Origin of the sequence: Streptomyces sp. NPDC057486, from assembly GCF_042802415.1 — a bacterium.
GTDB classification, from domain to species: domain Bacteria; phylum Actinomycetota; class Actinomycetes; order Streptomycetales; family Streptomycetaceae; genus Streptomyces; species Streptomyces yanii.
In genome coordinates this window covers 1-19,934 of the sequence record NZ_JBHVEE010000057.1, presented here as the reverse complement: position 1 = coordinate 19,934, position 19,934 = coordinate 1, and the positions used below count along the sequence as shown (strand labels likewise).

The 19,934-nt window shown below is 70.6% G+C and carries 13 protein-coding genes; 3 read left to right on the top strand and 10 right to left on the bottom strand.

The genetic code is table 11. The features are described from left to right. Positions 1 to 6 precede the first annotated feature (6 nt). Entirely contained in the window at positions 7 to 1,242 is a 1,236-nt protein-coding gene (locus ACFU6I_RS25205; RefSeq protein WP_384370765.1) for a hydroxymethylglutaryl-CoA synthase family protein, read from the bottom strand. An 82-nt stretch (positions 1,243 to 1,324) separates the two neighbouring features. Here ACFU6I_RS25205 and ACFU6I_RS25200 point away from each other — a divergent pair, with 82 nt between their 5' ends. Then, positions 1,325 to 2,098 (top strand): 4'-phosphopantetheinyl transferase family protein, encoded by a 774-nt coding sequence (locus ACFU6I_RS25200; protein WP_384370763.1) that lies wholly within the window; start codon positions 1,325 to 1,327, stop codon positions 2,096 to 2,098. Here ACFU6I_RS25200 and ACFU6I_RS25195 read toward each other — a convergent pair. The 5 genes from ACFU6I_RS25195 to ACFU6I_RS25175 all read right to left on the bottom strand — a co-directional run bounded on the left by ACFU6I_RS25195 (position 2,008) and on the right by ACFU6I_RS25175 (position 12,450). Beyond that, a complete protein-coding gene (locus ACFU6I_RS25195) occupies positions 2,008 to 2,781 on the bottom strand; it encodes a thioesterase II family protein (RefSeq protein ID WP_384370761.1) in 774 nt (257 codons plus the stop codon). The two genes, ACFU6I_RS25200 and ACFU6I_RS25195, sit on opposite strands and share 91 nt — an antisense overlap. After that, positions 2,778 to 9,587, bottom strand: coding sequence for an amino acid adenylation domain-containing protein (locus tag ACFU6I_RS25190; protein WP_384370759.1), 6,810 nt, complete (start codon positions 9,585 to 9,587; stop codon positions 2,778 to 2,780). Before ACFU6I_RS25190 ends, ACFU6I_RS25195 begins: the two co-directional genes overlap by 4 nt. Before the next feature lie 14 nt (positions 9,588 to 9,601). After that, the gene (locus ACFU6I_RS25185; protein WP_384370757.1) at positions 9,602 to 10,279 is read right to left on the bottom strand and encodes a Crp/Fnr family transcriptional regulator; all 678 of its coding nucleotides are present in this window, start codon (positions 10,277 to 10,279) and stop codon (positions 9,602 to 9,604) included. A 38-nt stretch (positions 10,280 to 10,317) separates the two neighbouring features. Next, positions 10,318 to 11,202 (bottom strand): DUF6039 family protein, encoded by an 885-nt coding sequence (locus ACFU6I_RS25180; protein ID WP_384370755.1) that lies wholly within the window; start codon positions 11,200 to 11,202, stop codon positions 10,318 to 10,320. Between the two features lie 69 nt (positions 11,203 to 11,271). Next, a complete protein-coding gene (locus ACFU6I_RS25175; protein ID WP_266978195.1) occupies positions 11,272 to 12,450 on the bottom strand; it encodes a cytochrome P450 in 1,179 nt (392 codons plus the stop codon). A 156-nt stretch (positions 12,451 to 12,606) separates the two neighbouring features. On the opposite strand from ACFU6I_RS25175, the gene ACFU6I_RS25170 reads away from it, so the two are divergent. Further along, the gene (locus tag ACFU6I_RS25170) at positions 12,607 to 12,864 is read left to right on the top strand and encodes a ferredoxin (RefSeq protein ID WP_345519333.1); all 258 of its coding nucleotides are present in this window, start codon (positions 12,607 to 12,609) and stop codon (positions 12,862 to 12,864) included. Here ACFU6I_RS25170 and ACFU6I_RS25165 read toward each other — a convergent pair. The 4 genes from ACFU6I_RS25165 to ACFU6I_RS25150 are packed head-to-tail and all read right to left on the bottom strand — an operon-like array spanning position 12,840 to position 18,973. Continuing rightward, positions 12,840 to 14,078, bottom strand: a complete 1,239-nt coding sequence (locus ACFU6I_RS25165) for a hydroxymethylglutaryl-CoA synthase family protein (protein ID WP_384370753.1) — start codon at positions 14,076 to 14,078, stop codon at positions 12,840 to 12,842. The two genes, ACFU6I_RS25170 and ACFU6I_RS25165, sit on opposite strands and share 25 nt — an antisense overlap. Beyond that, a complete protein-coding gene (locus tag ACFU6I_RS25160; RefSeq protein ID WP_266978198.1) occupies positions 14,075 to 14,320 on the bottom strand; it encodes an acyl carrier protein in 246 nt (81 codons plus the stop codon). Before ACFU6I_RS25160 ends, ACFU6I_RS25165 begins: the two co-directional genes overlap by 4 nt. After that, complete coding sequence (locus tag ACFU6I_RS25155) at positions 14,317 to 15,294, bottom strand: LnmK family bifunctional acyltransferase/decarboxylase (RefSeq protein ID WP_384370751.1); 978 nt, start codon at positions 15,292 to 15,294, stop codon at positions 14,317 to 14,319. Before ACFU6I_RS25155 ends, ACFU6I_RS25160 begins: the two co-directional genes overlap by 4 nt. Continuing rightward, positions 15,284 to 18,973 carry an alpha/beta fold hydrolase gene (locus tag ACFU6I_RS25150; protein WP_384370750.1) on the bottom strand — a complete coding sequence of 1,230 codons (3,690 nt, stop codon included), beginning with the start codon at positions 18,971 to 18,973 and terminating at the stop codon, positions 15,284 to 15,286. The genes ACFU6I_RS25155 and ACFU6I_RS25150 overlap by 11 nt, the downstream gene beginning before the upstream one ends. Before the next feature lie 129 nt (positions 18,974 to 19,102). Between ACFU6I_RS25150 and ACFU6I_RS25145 the strand changes: the two genes are divergently transcribed. Continuing rightward, positions 19,103 to 19,819, top strand: a complete 717-nt coding sequence (locus ACFU6I_RS25145) for a PIG-L deacetylase family protein (protein ID WP_384370748.1) — start codon at positions 19,103 to 19,105, stop codon at positions 19,817 to 19,819. The last annotated feature ends 115 nt before the right edge of the window (positions 19,820 to 19,934 follow it).

The following is a 19,934-nucleotide window of genomic DNA, read 5'->3' as shown; positions in this document are numbered from 1 at the left end:
GCTCCATCAGCTCCACCGATAGGTGCGGCGGTAGGCGTCGATCCGGTCGAGGACCAGCAGCCCGCGCCCCGCCATCCGGCGCTCGTAGGCAGCCGCGTACGGTCCGGTGTCGAACACGGCGTCCCTGGTGCCGAATCCGCGGTCGTCGGCCATGCCGGTGATCCGGTCGTACTCGGCCACGGTCAGCGGGTGACGGTCGGCCAGCTGCCGGTCGATGCCCCGTCGGACGGGCGGTTCGTGACCCACGACTCCGCTGAAGAACTCCGAGGCGCAGCCGGAGCCGTAGGAGAACAGCCCGACCCGTTCGGGGCCGTCGAGACGGGTGTGGTCAAGGAGCGAGCAGACGGCGAGATAGAGGGCGCCGGAGAACAGATTGCCCGTGTCGGCGCAGTACTCCAGGGAGGGGGCGACCCGTTCGGTGAAGTCCCGGTCGATCTCTGCCGCGCCCGCCGCCGCCTTCTTGCGCATCAGGAGCCGGTGTCCGCCCCTGACCATGCCGGGAAATGGGGTGTGCATGACGAGGTGGCCGAAGGTCTTGCGCAGATCGGCGCCCGCGACCCGTTGGCAGTAGTGCTCGAAGCTCTTCTCCAGACAGGTCATGTACGCGAGCAGGGAGGCGTCCGCGTTGACCACGTCCACATCGGCGCGCGGGCGGGCGGTGTCCAGGACCTCGAAGGTGTGGAAGCCGCTGCCGCCCGGGTCGAGCCGCAGGATCCGGCCCGGTGCGCCGACGAGCATCGCGACCGCACCGGCACCCTCGGCGGGCTCCCAGGTGGTGCCGCGGGCGGCGGTGCCCGGGGCGTCGGTGGCGATGACCAGGGCCAGCGCGCCCGGTACCGGACTGGCGGCGATCATCGCAGCGGCGGTCTGCAGGGCGGCGGTCCCCCCGTAGCAGGCGTGTTTCACCTCGAAGGACCGGCAGGCGTTGCCGAGCCCCAGGTGGTGATGCACATAGGTGCTGATGGGCTTGCCCAGGTCGAGGCCGGATTCGGTGGCCACCACCAGGAGTTCGATCCGTGCGCGTGCGTCCTCGTCCAGTTCGGCGAGGAGCGGCCGGGCCGCGTTGACCGCGTTGGTGACCGGGTCCTCGCACGGCAGGTTCACGGATTTTCGCCGCATCATGAGGTTGTCGAATCTGCTCAGGTCGAGGCCCCGGGCGACGAAGAGTTCCCGTACGTCGACGGAGGCCGGCCCGATGTACGAATGGATCGCTTCGATGCCGATTGCGCTGCCAGTACCCACGCGACTTTTCTAGCGGGCGGCCCGGCCCGGGTCTGCGCAGCATTGAGCAGGCGGCCGGGAGCGCGGTGGTCACGATGGGACGGTGACTTCGCCGAGCGGGTGGCCCGAGCACCCCGTGCATGTCTGGACCTGTGCGGTGGCCGGGTCACCGGACGGATACCTCCGGGTGCTGTCCGCCGACGAGCTGGATGTCGCTGAGCGCCGGGTCGGCGACCGCGCCGAGTACGTGGCGGCCCATGTGCTGCTGCGCACGGCTCTGAGCTGGTGGGTGCCGCAGGTTCCGCCGCACGCCTGGGCGTTCGTCAGGTCGCCGCTCGGGCGCCCGGAGATCGCCGAGCCTCGCGCGTACCGCTGGCTGCGCTTCAACATCTCGCACACGGGAGGGCTGGTGGCCTGTGTGCTGGCCGCCGGTACGGACTGCGGGATCGATGTGGAGACGATCCGGCGGAGCACCGACACCGACGCGCTCGCCCGGCGGGTGCTCAGCTCCGGGGAGTACGCCGGGTTCGCCGGGCTGCCCGACGGGGTCAGGGCGCACCGCTTCCTTCAGCACTGGGTGCTGAAGGAGGCGTATGCCAAAGCGCGCGGTCTCGGGCTGCGGCTGCCGTTCGACGCCTGCGGATTCCTGCTCGGGCCCGGCCCGTTACGCGCCGAGCTGCCCGACGCCCCGCAGCCGTGGCGGTTCCAGCAGTGGCGCCCGACCCCGTGGCATGTGGCGGCGCTGGCGTTGCGCGGCGACCAGGGGCGGCAGCCGCAGCCCGTCCATCACGGTGCGCCGCCCACCGGGGCTGGGGCGAGCAGTCCGAGATCGGTGCGGATCGCCGAGACCACCGGTGGCGGAGCCGACTTGAGGTAGAAGTGGTCCCCGTCGAAGGTGCGCATCCTGAAGTCCCGGCAGGTCACGGCGGACCAGGCGGCGATGTCGTCCCGGGTGACCTCGGGATCCGCGTCGCCGGTCAGTGCCGTGACGGGGCAGAACAACGGCGGGCGCTCAGGCGCCGGATCGTAGGTCTCATTCATCCGGAAGTCGGCCCGCAGCGACGGCAGGAACAGCTCGGCCATCCCTGGTTGTCGCAGGATTTCGGGCGGGGTGCCGCCGAGCTGGGTCAGGAGGCCGAGGAAGTCGCCGTCGGTGAGGGTGTGGCGGGGGGCGTGCCGTGCGGGCAGGTGCGGTGCACGGCGGCCGGAGACGAACAGGCGCAGCGGCGGGCCGGTCCCGCTCTCGCTGAACAGCCGCGCCATCTCGTAGGCGACTATCGCGCCGAGGCTGTGCCCGAACAGCGCGAACGGCCGGTCTGCGTAGGGCCGCAGGGCGTCGAACAGGGGCGGCAGCAGCTCGTCGAGCCGTTCGCAGGGCCGTTCCCTGACCCGGGTCTCCCTGCCGGGGAGGACCGCGGCGAGCACCCCGATCTCCGGGAGCAGGGGGGCCCGCCAGGGGCGGTAGAACAGCGGGCCGCCGCCTGCGTGCGCGAAGCACAGCAGCCGGATCGGCGCCTCCTCGAAACCCGGGCCGGTGGACGCCCAGACACCGGCGTTCATGACTGCCCCGGAACAGACCTGAGCACCGCATGACCGAGGGTGCCGGATGCTCCCGTCACATTGACCAGGGCGCGCAGCGGTGCGCCGGGGGCGGGCGGCTCCCAGTCCCGCAGAGTGTCGGCGAGCTGTACTCGTTCGAAGCCGATCAGCGGGCTGAGCGAGGCGGCCCGGACCGTCGGGGCGATCCGGCGGTGCTCGAACTGGAGCAGCACCTTGATGAGCTGGGAGAGCCCTGCCGCGGCCTCCAGGTGCCCGATGCCCGGTTTGACCGTGCCGACGAGCGGGCGGCCACCGGTGCGGAAGATCTCGCCGAGTGCGGTGATCTCGGCGGCGTCGGCGATACTCGCACCCGCAGCGGCGCACTCGACGTAGCCGATGTCACCGGGCTCGAGTCCGGCTCCATGCAGGGTCTGGCCGATCGAGGCGGTCAGGGCCTCCGCGTTCGCCGAGCCGTAGCGGCCCGCCCCGCCGATGTGCCCGGTCCAGGTGGTCTCGATGATCCCGCGCAGTGGAACGCCGCCGGATTCGGCACCGTCGGCCGGCCGGGGCCGCAGCAGGAGCGCACCGATGCCCTCGCCCGGTATCCACCCGGAGGAGTCTGCCGAGAACGCCCCCGGCACTCCGGCGGACCGGAGCAGGCCGCCGTCCTCCAGCAGTGCCAGGTGGTAGGGGTGCGAGACGAGGCTGGCGCCGGTGACGACCGCCGCGTCGCACTCGCCCGAGCGCAGACTGCGTACGGCGAGGTGCAGTGCGGTCAGCGAGGAGGAGCAGGAGGTGTCGACGGCGATGCTCGGCCCGGTGAGACCGAAGTGGTGCGAGATCCGGTTCGGGATCTCGGACGCGCCGCCGAAGATCTCCGCCTGTTCGCCACGCCGCCACGCGTCGGCGCCGATGTGCTGGTGGTCCTGCCACATCGCCCCGGTGAACACACCGATTCGGGGCGCCGTGGCGCGCAGCGACGCCGCGGTCAGCCCCGCGTCCTCCAGGCATTCCCATACGGCCTGGAGGGTGAGCCTGGTCTGCGGGTCGAGTGTGCGGGCCTCGGTCGGCGAGATGTGGAACAGCAGGCTGTCGAAGGCCTCGGTGTCCCGCAGATAGCCCGCGTCGGGTGCGTGCTGTCCCAGGGCCGCGCGGCGGGACGCGGGCGGCGGCCCGATCGCGATGTGCCCGGCGGCCAGGTTGCGCCAGTAGGTGTCGAGGTCGTCGGCGCCGGGAAAGCGTCCGGCGGCTCCGAGCACGGCGATGTCGTCCACCGCGCGCGGTACGCCGGCGGGGAGGGGTTCCGTGCGCGACCGCGTGGTGGCCCGCCCGGACCGGGTGGCCCGGTCCGCCCCGCGGTCCGGGACCGTGGCGGGGTACTGCGGCGCCACGCCGTGGGATTCGTGGCCGATGCGGGTGCCGCCGATGAAGGTGTGCAGCAGCCGGTGCCCCTCGTCGAGCCCGAACTCGGCCCGGATGGCGCCGAAGTTCAGCGAGCCGACCGGGCAGAGCCCGATGCCGCAGGCGGCCTGGGCCCCGGTGAGCAACTGGCCGATGTATCCGGCCTCCAACGCCAGGTACAGGTCCGCGTCCTGCCCGTACAGGGGGGTGATGCCGTCCCGCTGGCCGATCAGGAACAGCTCGAAGGCCGCCTTGTCGAAGACCGGCCGGTTGTAGAAGACATGCGCGGTGCGGTCGAAGTCCGGTGCCGGTGTGATCAGTTCCAGCTCGTGCCGGTCCGGCCGGTAGTAGTGGACGCCCGCTTCGACGCCGGTGACACGGCCGGGCCGCACCCGCACATAGGCCTGGACGGCGTAGGTTTCGCCGGCCGACGGGTAGAGGTACCGGGGCCGTCCGCCCGTCGTCGTGCGGCGCAGCAGTCCGAGCAACCGGGCCAGCGATTCCGCGGGCAGGGGCGCGGAGTCGAAGTCGCGCTGGGTGGACCGCGCGGCGTAGACCTCCTCGGCGAATCCGACGTCGGCGAGGGGGAGCACGCTGCGCGCGGGCGCGTGCCGGGTGGCATGACCGGCGGATTTGAAGAGCTGCCGGTCCTCGGGCGAGAAGAAGTCCACGGCGGTGGGCCGCTCGAGGGCTTCGGGGATGTCCTGCGGTACGGTTCCGGGCTCCGCCCGAGCCACGGCGGGTTCGTCCGGTGCGTTCGGTGCAGGGGGCGGGGCCGGTTCGTCCTGCACGGCCGGCGGCGCGACGGTGTCGGCGGCCCCGGGTGTGGCGGACAGATGCCGGGCGATCGATATGCAGGTGGCCTCGGCGAGCAGCACCGCGACCTCGGTCCGCCGGCCGTACCGCTCCTCGATGAGAGCGGATGCCTGCACCATGGTGAACGACGAGGCACCGCTGTCCCACAGGTCGGCGGCCGGGTCCAGCGTGTCCAGCCCGAGGAGTCCGGCGAAGACCTCGGCGATGTCCTCGGCGCGCACCCCTGCCGCGGCGGCGGGGACCGTCGGCGTTGTCTGTGGCGCGGCGGGCGGCCGGGCGAGCGCCGCGCGGTCGAGCTTGCCGTTGGCGGTCGCCGGGAACTCGGTGAGCTGCTCCACGTAGTTGGGCACCATGTAGTCCGGCAGTGTGCGTGCGGCGAAGGCGCGCAGGTCCCGCACCGCGGGCATCGTGCCGTTCGCGGGGATCACATGCGCGACCAGCTTGCTGTCGCCGTTCTGGCTGCGTACGACGACGACCGCGTCGCGTACGTCCGGGTGCAGCCGGAGCCGGTGCTCGATCTCCTCCAGTTCCACCCGGAAGCCCCGGATCTTGACCTGTCCGTCGGAGCGTCCGAGGAAGACCAGGTGACCGTCCGGCCGGTGCAGGGCGCGGTCGCCCGTCCGGTACATCCGCTCTCCCGCACGGGCGGCGAACGGGTCGTCGACGAATCGCTCGGCGGTCAGCTCGGGCCGCCGGTAGTAGCCCTGGCTCAGGCACTCCCCGGCGATGAACAGATCTCCTTCGGTGCCCGGTTCGCAGGGCCGCAGCTCCTCGTCGAGGACGTAGTAGCGGGCGTTGTCGATGGGTTTGCCGTAGGGGATGCTCCGCCACTGGGGGTCGACCTCGTCGACCGGGAAGAAGTTCGACCAGACGGTCGCCTCGGTCGCCCCGCCCAGGCTCACGATCCGCGCACCGGGGAACACCGCGCGCACCTCGTCGGGCAGGGACAGCGGGGTGTAGTCGCCGCTGAGGAAGACCAGCCTGAGCGTGCCGGTGCCGGGGTGGTCCGCGTGGGCGGCCATTCTCGGCGCGAGTTGGGCCAGGGTGGTGGGCGCCGAGTTCCAGAAGGTCACGGGTTCCTCGACCAGGGCGCGGAGCAGCAGATCGGGGTCGTGCTGCTGTGCCTCGTCGGCGAGGTAGAGCGCGGCGCCCCGGCCGAGCAGTCCGAGGATGTCGAAGACGGACAGGTCGAAGCCGAGCGAGGTCACGCACATGCCGAGGTCGCCGGGGGTGAACTCCCAGGTCCGGTAGCACCAGTTGAGGAGGTTGAGCACGGCCCGGTGGGTCACCGCGACACCTTTGGGGCGGCCGCTGCTGCCCGAGGTGAAGATGACATAGGCCGTGTCGGACGGTGTGGCGTGGGCCGGTGGGTCGGTGCGTTCGCGGATGTCCTCGGCGAGCGCGGTCACGTCGACGGTGGTGACCGCGCTCTCCGCGGGCCACCGGCGCTGTTCCGGGCCGGCCACGAGCACGATCGCGACGGCGGCGTCGGCCCGTATGGATTCGGCCCGTTCGGGCGGCAGTTGGGGCTCGATCGGCACGTAGGTGCCGCCTGCTTTGAGTACGCCGAACACCGCGGCCACCAGGTCGGGGGTTCTGGGCAGGGCGATGCCCACGGCCGTCCCCGGGCCGACTCCGAGGTCCCGCAGCCGCCAGGCGATCCGGTTCGCCCGCCGATTCAGCTCCCCGTACGTCATGGGTGGCCCCGTGCGCCGGCGGACCGCTTCCGCGTCGGGCCGCCTGCGGGCCTGGTCCTCGAAGAGGCGGTGGACCGGGTGCGCGGCGGGGAAGTCGACGGCGGTGTCGTTCGCCTCGCGTACGACGGGGTGGAGCGCCTGTGTGCGGTCCGGGACGTCACCGATGCGGGCGACCAGGTCACCGAAGGCGGCGAAGGCCTCGGCGAGCGCCTGCGGGTCGAAGGCCGAGGGGGCCACGTCCCAGCAGTAGTGCAGCCGGTCGCCGTCCACGGTCACGATGCAGTCGAGTGCCACCCCGGGAGTGCTGGTCAGTCCGGGACCGGGGGTGACACCCGCGGGCAGGGGCGTTCCGGTCACGTCGTAGGCGCTGGTGAGGACGACGGGGAGGGTGGGCGCGGGCCGGGTACGGACGCCGCGCAGGCCGGTCAGCGCAGAGGCGGTGTCCGACGCGGTGTCCTCGTCGAGGATCCGCTGGTAGTGCGCGGCCCGCTCGTGCGACGGGAGGCGCGGTTCGGCCGTCAGCAGGCTCAGGGCCGTGTGTTCGGCGGGCCTCGGTGCCTGCGGCCAGCGGACCACTTCCAGCGGGTACGGGTCGGGGAGGATTCCGGTGAGCGCCTCGGTGAGCGCGCCGAGCAGGACCGGGTCGCCCCGTAGCCCTTCGCCCCGCAGGGTCGCCGTGGCGGCGCGCCAGCCGGTACGGACCCCTTCCAGACGGGTCCGAGGCCCACTGGTGTCCCGCGGTGCGGGTCCCGGCGGGAGTGCGGCGGCGCGGGCCCGCCAGTGCTCCTCGGCCCGGGTGTCGCGGGTCGGGGGCGGCGGCGGGGCAGCGGGTGTGCCGGGATCCGGAGGTTCCACGCCGTGCAGCAGACGCATCAGCCGGCGTCCGATGAGCTGGATACTCAGCCCGTCGGCGGTGAGCAGGTCGACGGCGAGGTGCAGCACGGCGGGGCCGCCGTCCTCCCCACCGGTGATCCGCAGGTCCCACAGCGGCCACCGGCCGGGCTGGAAGGGACGGGCGGTCATCTCGTGCGGCAGCCGCTGTGCCGCTTCGGCCGGCAGCACGGGGATGTGCAGGCTCCGGGGGGTGTGGGCGCGTATGCGCAGCTTCCCGCCGGGTGTCACGTCCGTACGGAGCACATCCGTGGAAGCCACCAGCCGTGACCAGGCCGTCTCCAGCCGTTCCGGGTCGAAGCTGTCGAGGCGGAAGCTCTGGTAGACCTGGCAGCCCTCCCGGGCTCCCGCGAGCCGGTCGACGAGATAGCCCTGTTGCAGCTCGTTGAGGGCTCGCTCCTCGGCCTCCTCGGGATCGGCCAGCGCCATCAGCGCGCCGATGAAGTCCGCGAACAGTGTCCGGCCCGCGCCGGGCGCGAACAGCTCGGGCACCAGGTCCCAGCGCACTCGGAGCGAGCCGTCCTCCTCCCACATCTGGTGGTCGAGGGCGACGCCGGAGGTCTGGCCGACCGCGTACGACACCTGCCGGCCGAATCCCTCGTCGTGCCGCTTCGGCCGCAGATCGAGCATGCTGGTGAAAACGACCGGGAGCCGCGGGGCCGCGCTGCCGCCACGGCCGGTCCCGACCGCCCTGATCACCTCGATGCCCGAGGCGGACGAGTGCCCGAACCCCTCCCAGAGGCCGCGGTGCGTCGCTGCCGCCGACTCCGCGAGCGGCCGGGCGGGGTCGGGCCGCACCGGCAGGAGCATGGTCGAGGTGAGCGGTGCCACCAGCTCCGCGGTGGCCGCGGGGAGACGGACCCGGTCGCTGGTGGTCAGTACGAGCAGGAACTCCGGCCCGCCGCCCGCCCGTTGCAGCGCCTCGGCGAAGACGGTGAGGACCAGCGAGGTGGGCGACACCTCCCAGGCCGCTGCCTTTTTGCGCAGGGCCTGCCACTGCTCGGGGGCGAGGGTGGCCCCGAGCGGTTCGCGGCGGTGGCAGGACAGTTCCCCGCCGGAGGGCGGCCGGTCCGCCGCCAGTACGTCCGGGGCCGCGGGGATCTCGCGCAGCCGGGTGGTCCAGTAGTCGACATCTGCGGCGAACTCCGCTGTCCCGCGGTGTTCCTCCAGGGCCCATGCACAGTCCTGGGCGCTGATCCCGGCAACGGGCAGTTCCGTGCCGGGGTCGTGGTAGCACTGCCCCCAGTGATCGAGCAGGAGTTCCAGGCCGTAGCCGTCGGTCACCAGACCGTCGATGCTCAGGTGGACGACATCCAGGCCATCCGGTCCGTGGGACACCTCGATCGCGAACAGGGGCGCTCTGTCGGGCGGGTAGCAGTGGTGGGACATCCGGTTCCGCACCGACGCCACATGGGCGTCGAAGTCCGCGCGGGAGCCGGAGCGCCGGTCGTGCGCCGTGATGTCCCATGTCCCGCCGTCACCGATGCGCTGACGGGTCCCGGCCACCACGACACGCAGCATTGCGTGATGGCCGAGGACCCTGCGCCAAGCGTTCCGCAGCCGGTCCACATCGGTGTCCGCGAGCGCGAACTCGCGGTAGTGGTGGCAGCCGACGGTGTCGGGGCTCAGCTGCGGGTGCTTGCCGACCACGTACGACTGCTGGACCGAGGTGAGCGGGAACTCCTCGGCCCCGCCCGGTCTGCCCGGTGGGCGGACCGGGACGTCCAGCTGTCTGATCCCGCCGGCGCGGCCCGGTGGTGCCCCCGGCCCGCCGGCGACCGCCCCGGCCAGCGCGGCCACGGTGGATGACCGGTCGAGCCGGTCGAGGGGCAGATCGACCCCGTACCGGTCATGGATCTCCAGAAGCAGCCGGGCGGCCATGATGGAACTCAGGCCGATGCTCTCCAGCACATCGGTCTCCTCGATCCCGGACCGGCCCGTCAGCTCCTCCAGCATTCCGATGATTCCGGCCGTTGTTCCGGCCGACGTTTCCTCACCGGCGGATATCCGTACGTGTGGCACCGAATTTCCCTTCATCAGGCCGAGATGCCCACATAGTTCGCCAGTCGCTTCTCGTCGACGACGATGAATCCATTGCGGTCGAAGTTGAGTAAGCCGACCGCGCCGAATCCCTTCAGGAAGAATCCGACCCTGGACCGGGTCGTCCCCACCATCTCGGACAGTTCTTCCTGGGTGAGCCGTTCGGAGATGCACAGGCCCTGCGGGTGCCGCCTGCCGAACTTGCGGCCGAGCTGCAGCAGTGCGGTAGCCAGTCGCAGCTTGCTGTCCATGGTCGCGAAACCGAGGATCACCTGCTGCTGTTCGGCCATCTGATTGACCAGGTATCGGATGAAGGCCTCCAGAAGTCCCTCCTCGCCCAGGGCGGCGAGGAATCTGCCGGCCGGCACTCTTCGGAGCACCGTGTCCTTCATCGCGCTCGCGGTGGCCTGCTGCTCCGGTTCGAGCAGGCAGCCCTCACCGAATATCTCGTCGGGGCCGTGCACGGACAGCAGGCAGACCTTTCCGTCCGGGGAGAACATCATCTGGTTCACCCGGCCGCTTTCCACGAAGTACACATGGGAATCGGCCTGCCCGCTGTTGTAGATGTTCGATCTACGCCGCACCCTGATCGGCGTGGCACCAATGCATTCACGGCGACAGATCGCGCCGATCTGGTCGGTAAGACACTTGTGTTCCGCGACGCTCAGGGCCATTACTCCCCCGTACTCCCCCATCCATCGGCCGACACGGGTCAGAATTCAGGATGCCACTGCTGTGGCGTCATCGCGGTGTCCACGAGAGTGCCCGGGAGGAACATCCGAGCCCAGGTGCCACCACCCTTTTCGGCGGAAATCAGTTCACGGAAGTACAGATCACGCACGTCCTCGTTCCGTACGTGCATTTCCAGCAGTCGGAAGTACGAGTCCATGGACCGCATGTGAATCAGCCAGTGCAGGTGGTCGGCGGGCCCGAAAGCACCCTCGTACACGAATACCGACACGTCGTCACCGACATGACTGTTGATCGATTCGGCGACCTCGCGGGCGAACTGCCTTCCCTCGGAGCGCAGGTCGTAGTCGAGCACTCCGGTGCGGTGGATCAGTACACCGCAGTTGGCGGAGTTCAGCAGCCGGTCGAGCGGGATCGTGGTCTGCTGGTAGGCGGGGGGCAGACCGGTGATGCGCTCGGTGCCCTGGAAGACGGCGGTCTGCTTGGCCAGGTCGCCTTCCGCGCTGGTGTTGTACATGCCCCAGAACTGGGGCAGCATGACGCGGTCCTTGACACTGCCGGGCACGAAGAGACGGCTCCACGGCTCGGGTCCGGTCGCCGCGGTCCGCATGATCCGCTCGTAATCGCCCATCGAACGGAGGTGGATCATCCAGTGCAGGCGCCCCTGCACACCGAACGTCTCGTCGTACACGAACGCGGTCGCCGTCCCGGGGTTGCCCTTGTTGATCGCCTCCGTGAGCTGGCGGGCGAACAGGTGGGCTTCGGTGGCGAGCCCGGCAGCGATCACCGCGGTGCGCTCGACGACGACTCCGGCGTTCGCGGACTGAAGTACGTCATCGCCTGCGGCAGCCGCCTGGTGCAGGGCGGTGCGGTCGCCCGAGTCCTGGGTGTTCGGGGCTATCGACACTTTTCCGACTCCTTCCGTACGTCGTTGTACTGCGGGACAGATGCGGCACGAACCGGACCGGCCTGCCCGTTACCAGGTAACGGGCAGGCGGTGGACGCCGTAGACGAACATGTCTCCACGGAACGGAACCTCCTCGATCGATGTGGCCACCTTCAGATCGGGCAGCCTCCGGAACAAGGTGTTGAGCGCGATCTCCAGTTGTGCGCGTGCGAGCAGTTGCCCCGGGCACTGATGCGGCCCGAAACCGAAGCCGAGGTGCTCCCTCGCCCCTCGGTGCATGTCCCACCGGTCGGGGTCGGCGAACACCGACTCGTCACGGTTGGCCGAGCCGAGGACCACCAGCACACCCTCGCCCGCCCTGATCAGTTCTCCACCTACCCGCACGTCCTCGGTCGCCACCCGCCGGGCACCGTAATCGGTGACGGTCTGGTGGCGTACGAGCTCCTCGATGGCGTCGTCCATCAGGGACGGGTCGGCCTTCAACTCGGCGAGCTGCTCCGGGTGCTGGAGCAGCACCAGCGTGCTCACACCGATCTGGCTGGCCACCGTCTCGTACCCGGCGACCATCAGCAGGGTGGCGATGCCGATGACCTCCTCGCGGCTGACCTCGGCCCCCTCGCGGCGTTCCAGGATCCGGCTGAGCAGATCGCCCGTGGGGTGTGCCTCCTTGCTGCTGACGAGCTCTTCCAGGAACGACCTGAGCTTGGTGCGCACCGTCATCCGCTCGGCTGTGCTGATGCTCTGGTCGCCGATCATGTTGGTGGTCTCGTAGAAGAACTCCCGGTGCTCGTCGGGGACGCCGAGCAGTTCCGTGATGATCACGAACGGCAGCGGCAGCGCGAAGGATTCGATCAGGTCGGCCGGCGAGCCCTTGGCGATCATCTCGTCGAGCAGCCGGTCGACGATCCGCTGGATCATCGGGCGCAGCTCCTGGACCCGCTTCAGCCTGAACTCCGGCACCAGCAGGCCGCGCAGCCTGGTCTGGTCCGGCGGGTCCATCCTGATGAACGTCCCGGGCCCCGGCGGGCGGGACGTCAGCCGGGCCGGGAATCCCGGCCGGGTGAAGTCGGAGCTGAACCGGGTGTCGCGCAGTACGGTGCAGGCATCTTCGTACTTGGTGATCAGCCAGACCATGCTGTCGTCGAAGTCCAGCCGCACCCGCGAGATGGACGGCCGGCGGCGTAGTTCGGCGAGCTCTGGTGCGGGGTCGAAGGGGCACGTTCGGTTCATCGGGTAGGAATCCGGCACGACCGTTGTCACCTCTCCCAGGCGTATCTGAGACAGTGCGCAGCCTGACCCGGGTGGAAACCCGGCAGCCACTCAAGATTGAGCACTTTGTTCGGGTCTCGAAAACCTGCTCAATCCTGTTCAGCGGAGGCTCGACAGGATGCCTAGCCTGGCCGCATGCGTATACAGGTGGATCAGGAGAGCTGCGTCGGAGCAGGCCGCTGCGCATGGGCGGCCCCGGAAGTGTTCGACCAGGACGAGGACGGCTTCGTGGTACTCCTCGACCCCGGCCCGCCGACGGAACTGGCTGACCGGGTCTACGAGGCCGTCACGATGTGCCCCGCCCGTGCCATCGATCTGGACGAGACGGCCGGGCAGGACGGAACGGATGGGGCCGACGGGCCTCGGTCTCAGTCGTCCGGCAGCCAGGCGTAGGTGCGGTGGTAGTCCTCGACACCCGTGAGGACGAGCATGTTCCGGTCACCCATCGCCCTGCGGGCCAGCGGGCCGTAACGGTCCAGGTCCGTGGTGCGGTGGGCGACGGGTGTCAGGCACCGGGAGTTCTCGGCGAGCAGCGCCTCGTACTCCCCGAAGGTCAACTCCACGCGTTCGGAAAGCCGTTGACCGATGTGCAGCGCGGCCAGTTCGGCCGCGGCGCCCGGTGCGAGGACTCCGCTGAAGAATTCCGAGGCGCAGCCCGAGCCGTACGAGAACAGCCCGACCCGCATGTCCGCCGTGTCCACGGCACAGTCGATGAGGCTGCACAGGGCCAGATAGACCGAGGCGGAGCAGAGGTTGCCGACCTGGCGAGGGTAGACGAGCGACGGGATCACCCGGCGCTCGAAGTCCTCGGCGATCTCGGGCTGCGCCGCGTCGGTGTTGTCACGCATCAGCTTGCGGTGGGCGGCCCTGACCATGCCGGCGAACGGGGTGTGCATGGCAAGCTGACCGAAGGTCTTGCGCAGATCGACCGACTCCACCTTGGCGGTGTAATCGCGGTAGGAGTTCGTCAGACAGTCGAGATAGGCGAACAGGGAGCGGTCGGAGTCGGCGATGTCGAACTCCGGCCCGGGACGGGCCGAGTCGAGCGTCTCGTAGCCGTAGGTCCCGAAGGCGCCGAGGTCCAGCCGGAGTATTCGCGGTTCGTCACTGATCAGTACAGCGGCCGCGCCCGCGCCGGTGGCGGGTTCGGCGTACTCCGCGCGGGCGTCCACCAGTGCCACGTCGCTGCCGATGACGAGAGCCTTGCCGCCGGGCGAGGCGGCGGAGGCGAGATAGCCGGCGCAGAGCTGGAGCGCGGCGGTGGCCGCGTAGCAGGCCTGCTTGACCTCCACCATGCGGCAGTTGCGGCTGAGCCCCAGTTGCTCGTGCACATAGGAGCTCACCGACTTGCTGTAGTCCACGCCCGATTCGGTGGAGACGATCAGTATCTCGATGCGTGATCTCGCCTCGTCGCCGAGGGCCCTCACCAGCGGCGCGGCGGCGTTGACCGCATTGGTCACCGTGTCCTCGATCGGCAGGTTCACCGCCCGTTCGTCCATCAGCAGGTTCCCGAGCCGCTTGGGGTCGAGACCCCGCCCCTCGAACAGGACGGGGACCGGGATCCGGGCGGGTCCGCAGTACACATTGAGTGCCTCGATGCCGATCACTGCTGCCTCACCTTCCAGAGAAATCCGACGAGCGCGCCGATGTCCGGGATGTCACTGAACTCCGCCATCGGCCGGTCGATGCCCAGCCGGTCCTGGAGGGAGATGATGATCTCCACACGGTCGACCGAGTCGGCCCCCAGGTCCCGCAGATGCGCCGCGTCGGTGATCCGCTCGGGGGCGACGCTCGGCAGGATGTCCGTGATCGCCTCATGGACGAGGCTCCGCATCTCGTCCCTGGTCACTGTGTTCCCTCCGCCGTGACATGCAGGGTGCTGACGGCGATGACCTGGCCGGTCCCCGTGTTCTCCAGCACCACGGTCACGATCTCGTCGTGGGGTGTGCCCGGCCGGACCCAGCCGGTGACCTCGATGGTCAGTTCGGCCTCGGGGTCCGCGTTGCCGAGGTAGCACATCCGCTGGTCCAGGACCGTGCGCCCCATGAAGTCGTGGACGTCCCGGCCGAGCCCGCGCCAGTGGCGCAGCAGGGCCCAGTCGGTGATGGAGAAATAGGAGGCGAAGTACAGCAGCCCGACTCCGTTGATGTCACGGGTGGCGTCGACGGCGTACGTCAGCCGGGTGGGCCCGGTCGGCAGCCGCCCGGGGGGCTCTCCGTCGAGGAAGGTCCGGTTCGTCCGGGCGTTGCGGTAGTCGGCTCGCGGTGAGTGGGGGGCGGGCAGCCGGGGCAGTTCGGCGTAGTGGAAGTCGGGGGGCGAGGAGCGCACCAGGTCCTCGTTGCTGCCGGTGCGCCCCCGGCTGATCCAGCGGTTGAAGTTCTCGACGTACAGGCAGTCCTCGTCCTTGCCGGCGTAGAACGCCTCGGGGTCGAACGGGCCCTCGTCCACCGGGGTGTCGCTGTCCTGCCTGCGCACGGTGTGCAGGGCGAGCACCGATTCACTTCCGTAGTTGAACAGGCCGGAGGTCACCCGCAGCCGGTCGCCGAAGTTCAGGGCGCCCACATGGAAGCGGCGCCCGGCCCGGATCCGGAAGTAGTAGAACGACAGATAGGCGGGCTCACCCTGCCGGTTCCTGGCGGCGAACACATCGACTCCGCACAGGGCGCTCACCGCCTCCCAGGTCCAGTCCCCCAGTTGCCCCACGAACAGACCGGTGCCGCACATGCCCGGGGCCACGGTGACATCCCGGCTGACCGTGCTGCGGTCCAGAATGCGCGGCGACGCCCAGCCCGGAAGTCCCGGCGTGCCCGTCTCATCCTTCATCTGCGCTGCCTTTGCGTCCGGCGACGGTGAGGAACCCGTGCAGTACGGCGTTGAGTGCCGCGGCACAGGTCACCGCCGGGAAGTGGCCCGCGTCACGGATTTCGTGGAAGCGGGAGCCGGGGATCGCCGCATGGAGCCGGCGGCCGGTCGCGATCGGGACGACGGTGTCCCAGTGTCCGTGCACGATCTGGACCGGCGCGGCGATGTCGGCCAGTCGGGGCCCGAGGTCGGGCGTTGCCGCGAACACGTCGAGGTAGCGCAGCCCGCTGTAGGGGTCCATGCTCTCGGAGCGCAACAGGTGGGCGCGGTGCGCCTCGCGTTCGCGGCGCAGCCGGCGTGAACCACTGCCCTCGGCCGCGTACGAGAGGTCCCGGTCGGCGACCACGTCGAGCCGGTTGATCTCGCCCTCGCGGTTGTTGAGGGTGGCCGAGCTGCCGATCAGGGTCAGTGACGCGGTGTCGTCGGGGAGTTCGAGTGCGAAGGTGAGGGCCACCAGCCCGCCGAACGAGGACCCGGCCACGTGCACCGGTCCGGTGACACCGAGCCGGCGGACGGCGGACAGGTCCGCCCTGGCCATGCCGGGCAGGCTCAGTTCGGAGCCCACGGTCGACGCCCCGACACCGGGGTGGTGGACGCATATCACGGTGTACCGGTCGGCCAGCGCGGCGAACTGTTCCGCGAACACCCCGGCACCGATGTTGAACGGTGTCATCAGCAGGAGTGCGGGGCCCGAGCCGGCGATGAACACCTCGACATCGGCGTCCCCGATCCGCAGCAGCTCACGTCGGACGTGCGGCTGCCGCTCACGGAGCACGGCGCCGTTGTCGTCCCCGGGCGCGTACCCCTCTTCCAGCTCCTGCTGGATGTCCTCGGGAACGGCTTCGCGCGGGTGGAAGCCGCCCTCGCCGTCCACCGCCATCAGCTCCGGCACAGGCGTGGTCGAGGTGGCCAGGGCGACGAGGGCGTCGGCAGCGGCGTCGAGCCGGTCCGCCGGCAGCTCCGGGGGCACCGCCAAACGCACGAACCGGTCACCGTCGTCGCCGGGTACGGGTCCGGCCCTGACGCCCGCCTCCCGGTAGATCCAGACGAGAGCGGAGACGACCCGGTTGCCATGGTTGCTCAGCTGGGCCAGTTTCCCCAGGTCGAGAAGGACTTGGTGGCCGTGGCCCGGGTCGAGGACGGGCAGCCCGGCGTCGGACAGCCGAGCGCCGAGCCGGGCCACCGCAGCGGTCCGCCGTGCCACCCGCGCGGCGGACGCCCCGAGGTCCGCGAGCGCCGCGCACACGATCCGGCGGGCGCCGAGGCTCAGCCCTTCGCCGTACAACAGGACCTGTTCGTCGATCCGTCCGGCCAGGGCGGCGTCGCGGCAGGCCAGCAGGGCACCGTAGGGAACTCCGTGTTCCGCGGGCAGGGACAGCACGACGACATCGGCGGTGCCGACCAGAGCGGTGAGGCTCGCGGGCACGTCCTCGGCTCCGGCGGAGCACTCCAGCAGCCGGGTGGCGTCGAGCACCGCCACCCTGTCCGGCGGCGCCGCGGCGAGCGCGGCCCGCAGCTGTTCCGGGCCGTCCCCGGGTGCGGGCGACACGCGTATGTACGGCCGGGGTCCGGGCAGGCAGCGGCCCAGCGCGGCGAGGGCGGCCGAGCGCGAGGCGAACAGGGCGATGTGGGGCTGCGGAATCCAGTCCGGGGGCGTCTCATCGACGGCGCGCGCCGCGAGCTCGGTCATCCGCTGAGCGTCCCCGCCGTCGCCGTCGTACCACCAGGCACCGGCCGCGAGATCGAGGCCCGGGAAGCCCGCCGGGAGCAGTGCGGTGTTGTGATGGTGTGCGGCGAGCAGTCGTTCGCGTTCGGCCACCGGGCCGGGCACGGGATCCTCGGCAGGTATGCTCCGCGGACGGCGCTGCGGATCCGGGTCCGTCCGCTGGGCGGGGGCCGTGGTCCCGGTGGCGGCGGGAGTGAGCCGGGGGTCGGCGATCATCAGGATCACATCCGACACGGATGTGGGTTCCTCATCGGCCGGACGGCACAGGTAGATGGGCGTGTTGAGCGGCCGGAACTTGTTCTTGAACTGGAAGTTCCCCTCACCGAAGATCCCGGCGGACCGGAGCTCGCTGAGGCCCTGCTCGACCTCCGGCTCGCTGGTCGCCGAATCGGTGATGCTCACTCCGAAGCTGGCACCGAAGCTGAAGGTGTCGCAGCCCTCCTCGACCAGCTGCCCGATGATCCGTACGATCGCCAGGTCGAGTCCGCCGAGCGGCATCCCGGGCGGATAGAACTCCAGGTCGAGCAGGTATCCGTTGGCGGCGGGCAGATCGGTGACGATCACGACATTGACCAGCTCGTCATCGAGATAGGTCAGGAACGGGCGGTAGCGCGGCGCCAGTTGTCCGGACCGGATCTCCTCCTTGACCACGGAGACATACGGATTGGTCATCTGTTTGTTGCCGGTCCAGGAGTCGATCATCGATGCGATCCGGCCGTCGGTGGCGGGATCGCTGCCGCTGCGGTATTCGACCGTGCGCCACTCCCCCAGCCGTTCGGCGCGCCGGACGAGATAGCGCAGGCGGGACATGGGCCCGCCGTCCAGGCTGAACGAACCGAGGTTCTCCAGCCGTTGGACCGCTCCGAACGGCGTGGCGGTGAGCGGGACACCGCCCGCTTCGGCGAGCGGAATCAGCGCGAGGAAGTTGGCCTTCAGCCCGTTCTTCCGCGCGTAGGCCACATATTCGGCCGCGAGCGGGGCGAAGTTCTCGTCGCTGCCGACGTAGCTCCAGGCGAAGAGGTTTCCGTCCCGTTCGGAGAAGTTGAAGTAGGCCGACCTGCGGGAGCCGAGGAAGGCCAGGGGGGCGATGTCCCGTCCGGCGAGACCGCTCTCCACCGCATGCCGTGTGTGGAGATCCTCCAGGACGGCGGCCAGGGCGGGCTGGTCCCCGAGTTCGCGTTTGACGAGGACGGCCGGCTCGCCGTCGGCCGCCGGTCGGACCTCGTCCAGCGGCTGCGGTGACCTGCCCGCCGGTCCGCCACCGGCGCCGTCGGCCGCGCCGAGGGTGACCAGACCGTACCCGTCGGCCAGGTGATCCGCGAGCCCGCCCACCGACGGCTGATCGAACAGCAGCGTCTTGGGCAGCGAGCCGAGGCGTTTCTCCAGGACGCTGATCATCCGGAGCATGTCGAACGAGGTGAATCCGTTGTCGGCGAAGGCGGCGTCCCGGTCGAACGCCCGGCCGGTGACCTCGGCGGCCAACGCCGCCAGTTCCTCCGCGAGATCCCCGTCCGCGGCGCCGGATCCGGCATCGGTCGGCTCCTCGGCGCGATGGCCGGGGCGGGGCCCGGGCTCGGCCACCGTTGCCGCCACCGGTCCGTCCGGCGATGCGTCCGGCGACGGGTCCGGCGGGCCGGTCTCCGGTGCGCTCGGCCCACCGGTCACGGCATCCCGCGCCGCCACCGTTTCCGCGAACAGCTTCGCCAGCAGCGTGACGGTGTCGTGGTCGTACGCCTCGGCCGCCTGCAACTCGACCCCGAGGTCCTGGCTGAGCGAGCGGACCAGCTCCATCCGCAGGATGGAATCGACACCGAGGTCGTCGAACGGCGCGCCATCGGCGATGTCCCCCGCCGGCACTCCGATCACATCGGCGAGCCGGTCACGGACCAGGGTGGTCAGTTCCGTCGGCTTCATCGGCCACCTCCAGGGCCCGACAGTAACGACGGCGATCCGTACCGCCTGCCCAAATCTGAGCAGAGAGCGCGACCGGCGGGTCGATTACATGGACCGTCGCACCACCCACACCCAGGGATGGAGAACACCATGGCCGACACTCTCGAACCGATGCCCGACGACTGGAGCAGGGCGCTCGCGGTGGTCGCCCACCCGGACGACATGGAGTTCGGCTCCTCGGGCGCCGTCGCTGCCTGGACCGCCTCCGGAAAGAGCGTGGCGTATGTACTCGTCACCCACGGAGAGGCCGGCATCGACAGCATGAGCCCCGCCGAGTCCGCGAAGGTGCGGTCCGACGAACAACTGGCCAGTGCGCGGATCGTCGGCGCGGCACCGGTGGAGTTCCTCGACCACCCCGACGGGTCCGTCGAGCACGGGCTGCCACTGCGCCGCGACATCGCCGCCGCGATCCGTCGTCACCGGCCGGACCTGGTGATCACCTGCAACCACCACGACCGGGCCATCGGCGGTGGCTGGAACATGGCCGATCACCGCAACACCGGGCGAGCGGTTCTGGATGCCGTGGGGGACGCGGGGAACCGCTGGATCTTCCCGGACCTCGACCTCGAACCGTGGGCGGGGGTCCGTTATGTGGCCATCGCCTCGTCGCCCGTTCCGACCCACGCGGCGGATGTCGGTGGCCATCTCGACAGCGCGGTGGCCTCGGTGGAGGCGCACGCCGCCTATCTGGCGGCGCTGGGACCGCGGTTCGCCGACGTACGGGGGCCGCTCACCGGATATCTCACCGCGACCGGTGCCCGTGCCGGACTCGAGTCCGCGGTGCCTTTCGAGCTTCTTGTGCGCTGAGCAGTTCGACCGCCCGACCAACGCCGTGGGGCCCGACCCCCCCCGGGTAGGGCCCCCCGCGCGGGGGCCGCCCCCCCCCCCACCCCCGGGGGTGTGGGCGGGGTGGGGAAAACGA

Coding starts and splice junctions, on each gene's coding strand:
- ACFU6I_RS25185 (WP_384370757.1), bottom strand. CDS start 10,279: ATGGCCCTGAGCGTCGCGGAACACAAGTGTCTTACCGACCAGATCGGC.
- ACFU6I_RS25145 (WP_384370748.1), top strand. CDS start 19,103: ATGGCCGACACTCTCGAACCGATGCCCGACGACTGGAGCAGGGCGCTC.
- ACFU6I_RS25155 (WP_384370751.1), bottom strand. CDS start 15,294: ATGAAGGATGAGACGGGCACGCCGGGACTTCCGGGCTGGGCGTCGCCG.
- ACFU6I_RS25150 (WP_384370750.1), bottom strand. CDS start 18,973: ATGAAGCCGACGGAACTGACCACCCTGGTCCGTGACCGGCTCGCCGAT.
- ACFU6I_RS25170 (WP_345519333.1), top strand. CDS start 12,607: ATGCGTATACAGGTGGATCAGGAGAGCTGCGTCGGAGCAGGCCGCTGC.
- ACFU6I_RS25195 (WP_384370761.1), bottom strand. CDS start 2,781: ATGAACGCCGGTGTCTGGGCGTCCACCGGCCCGGGTTTCGAGGAGGCG.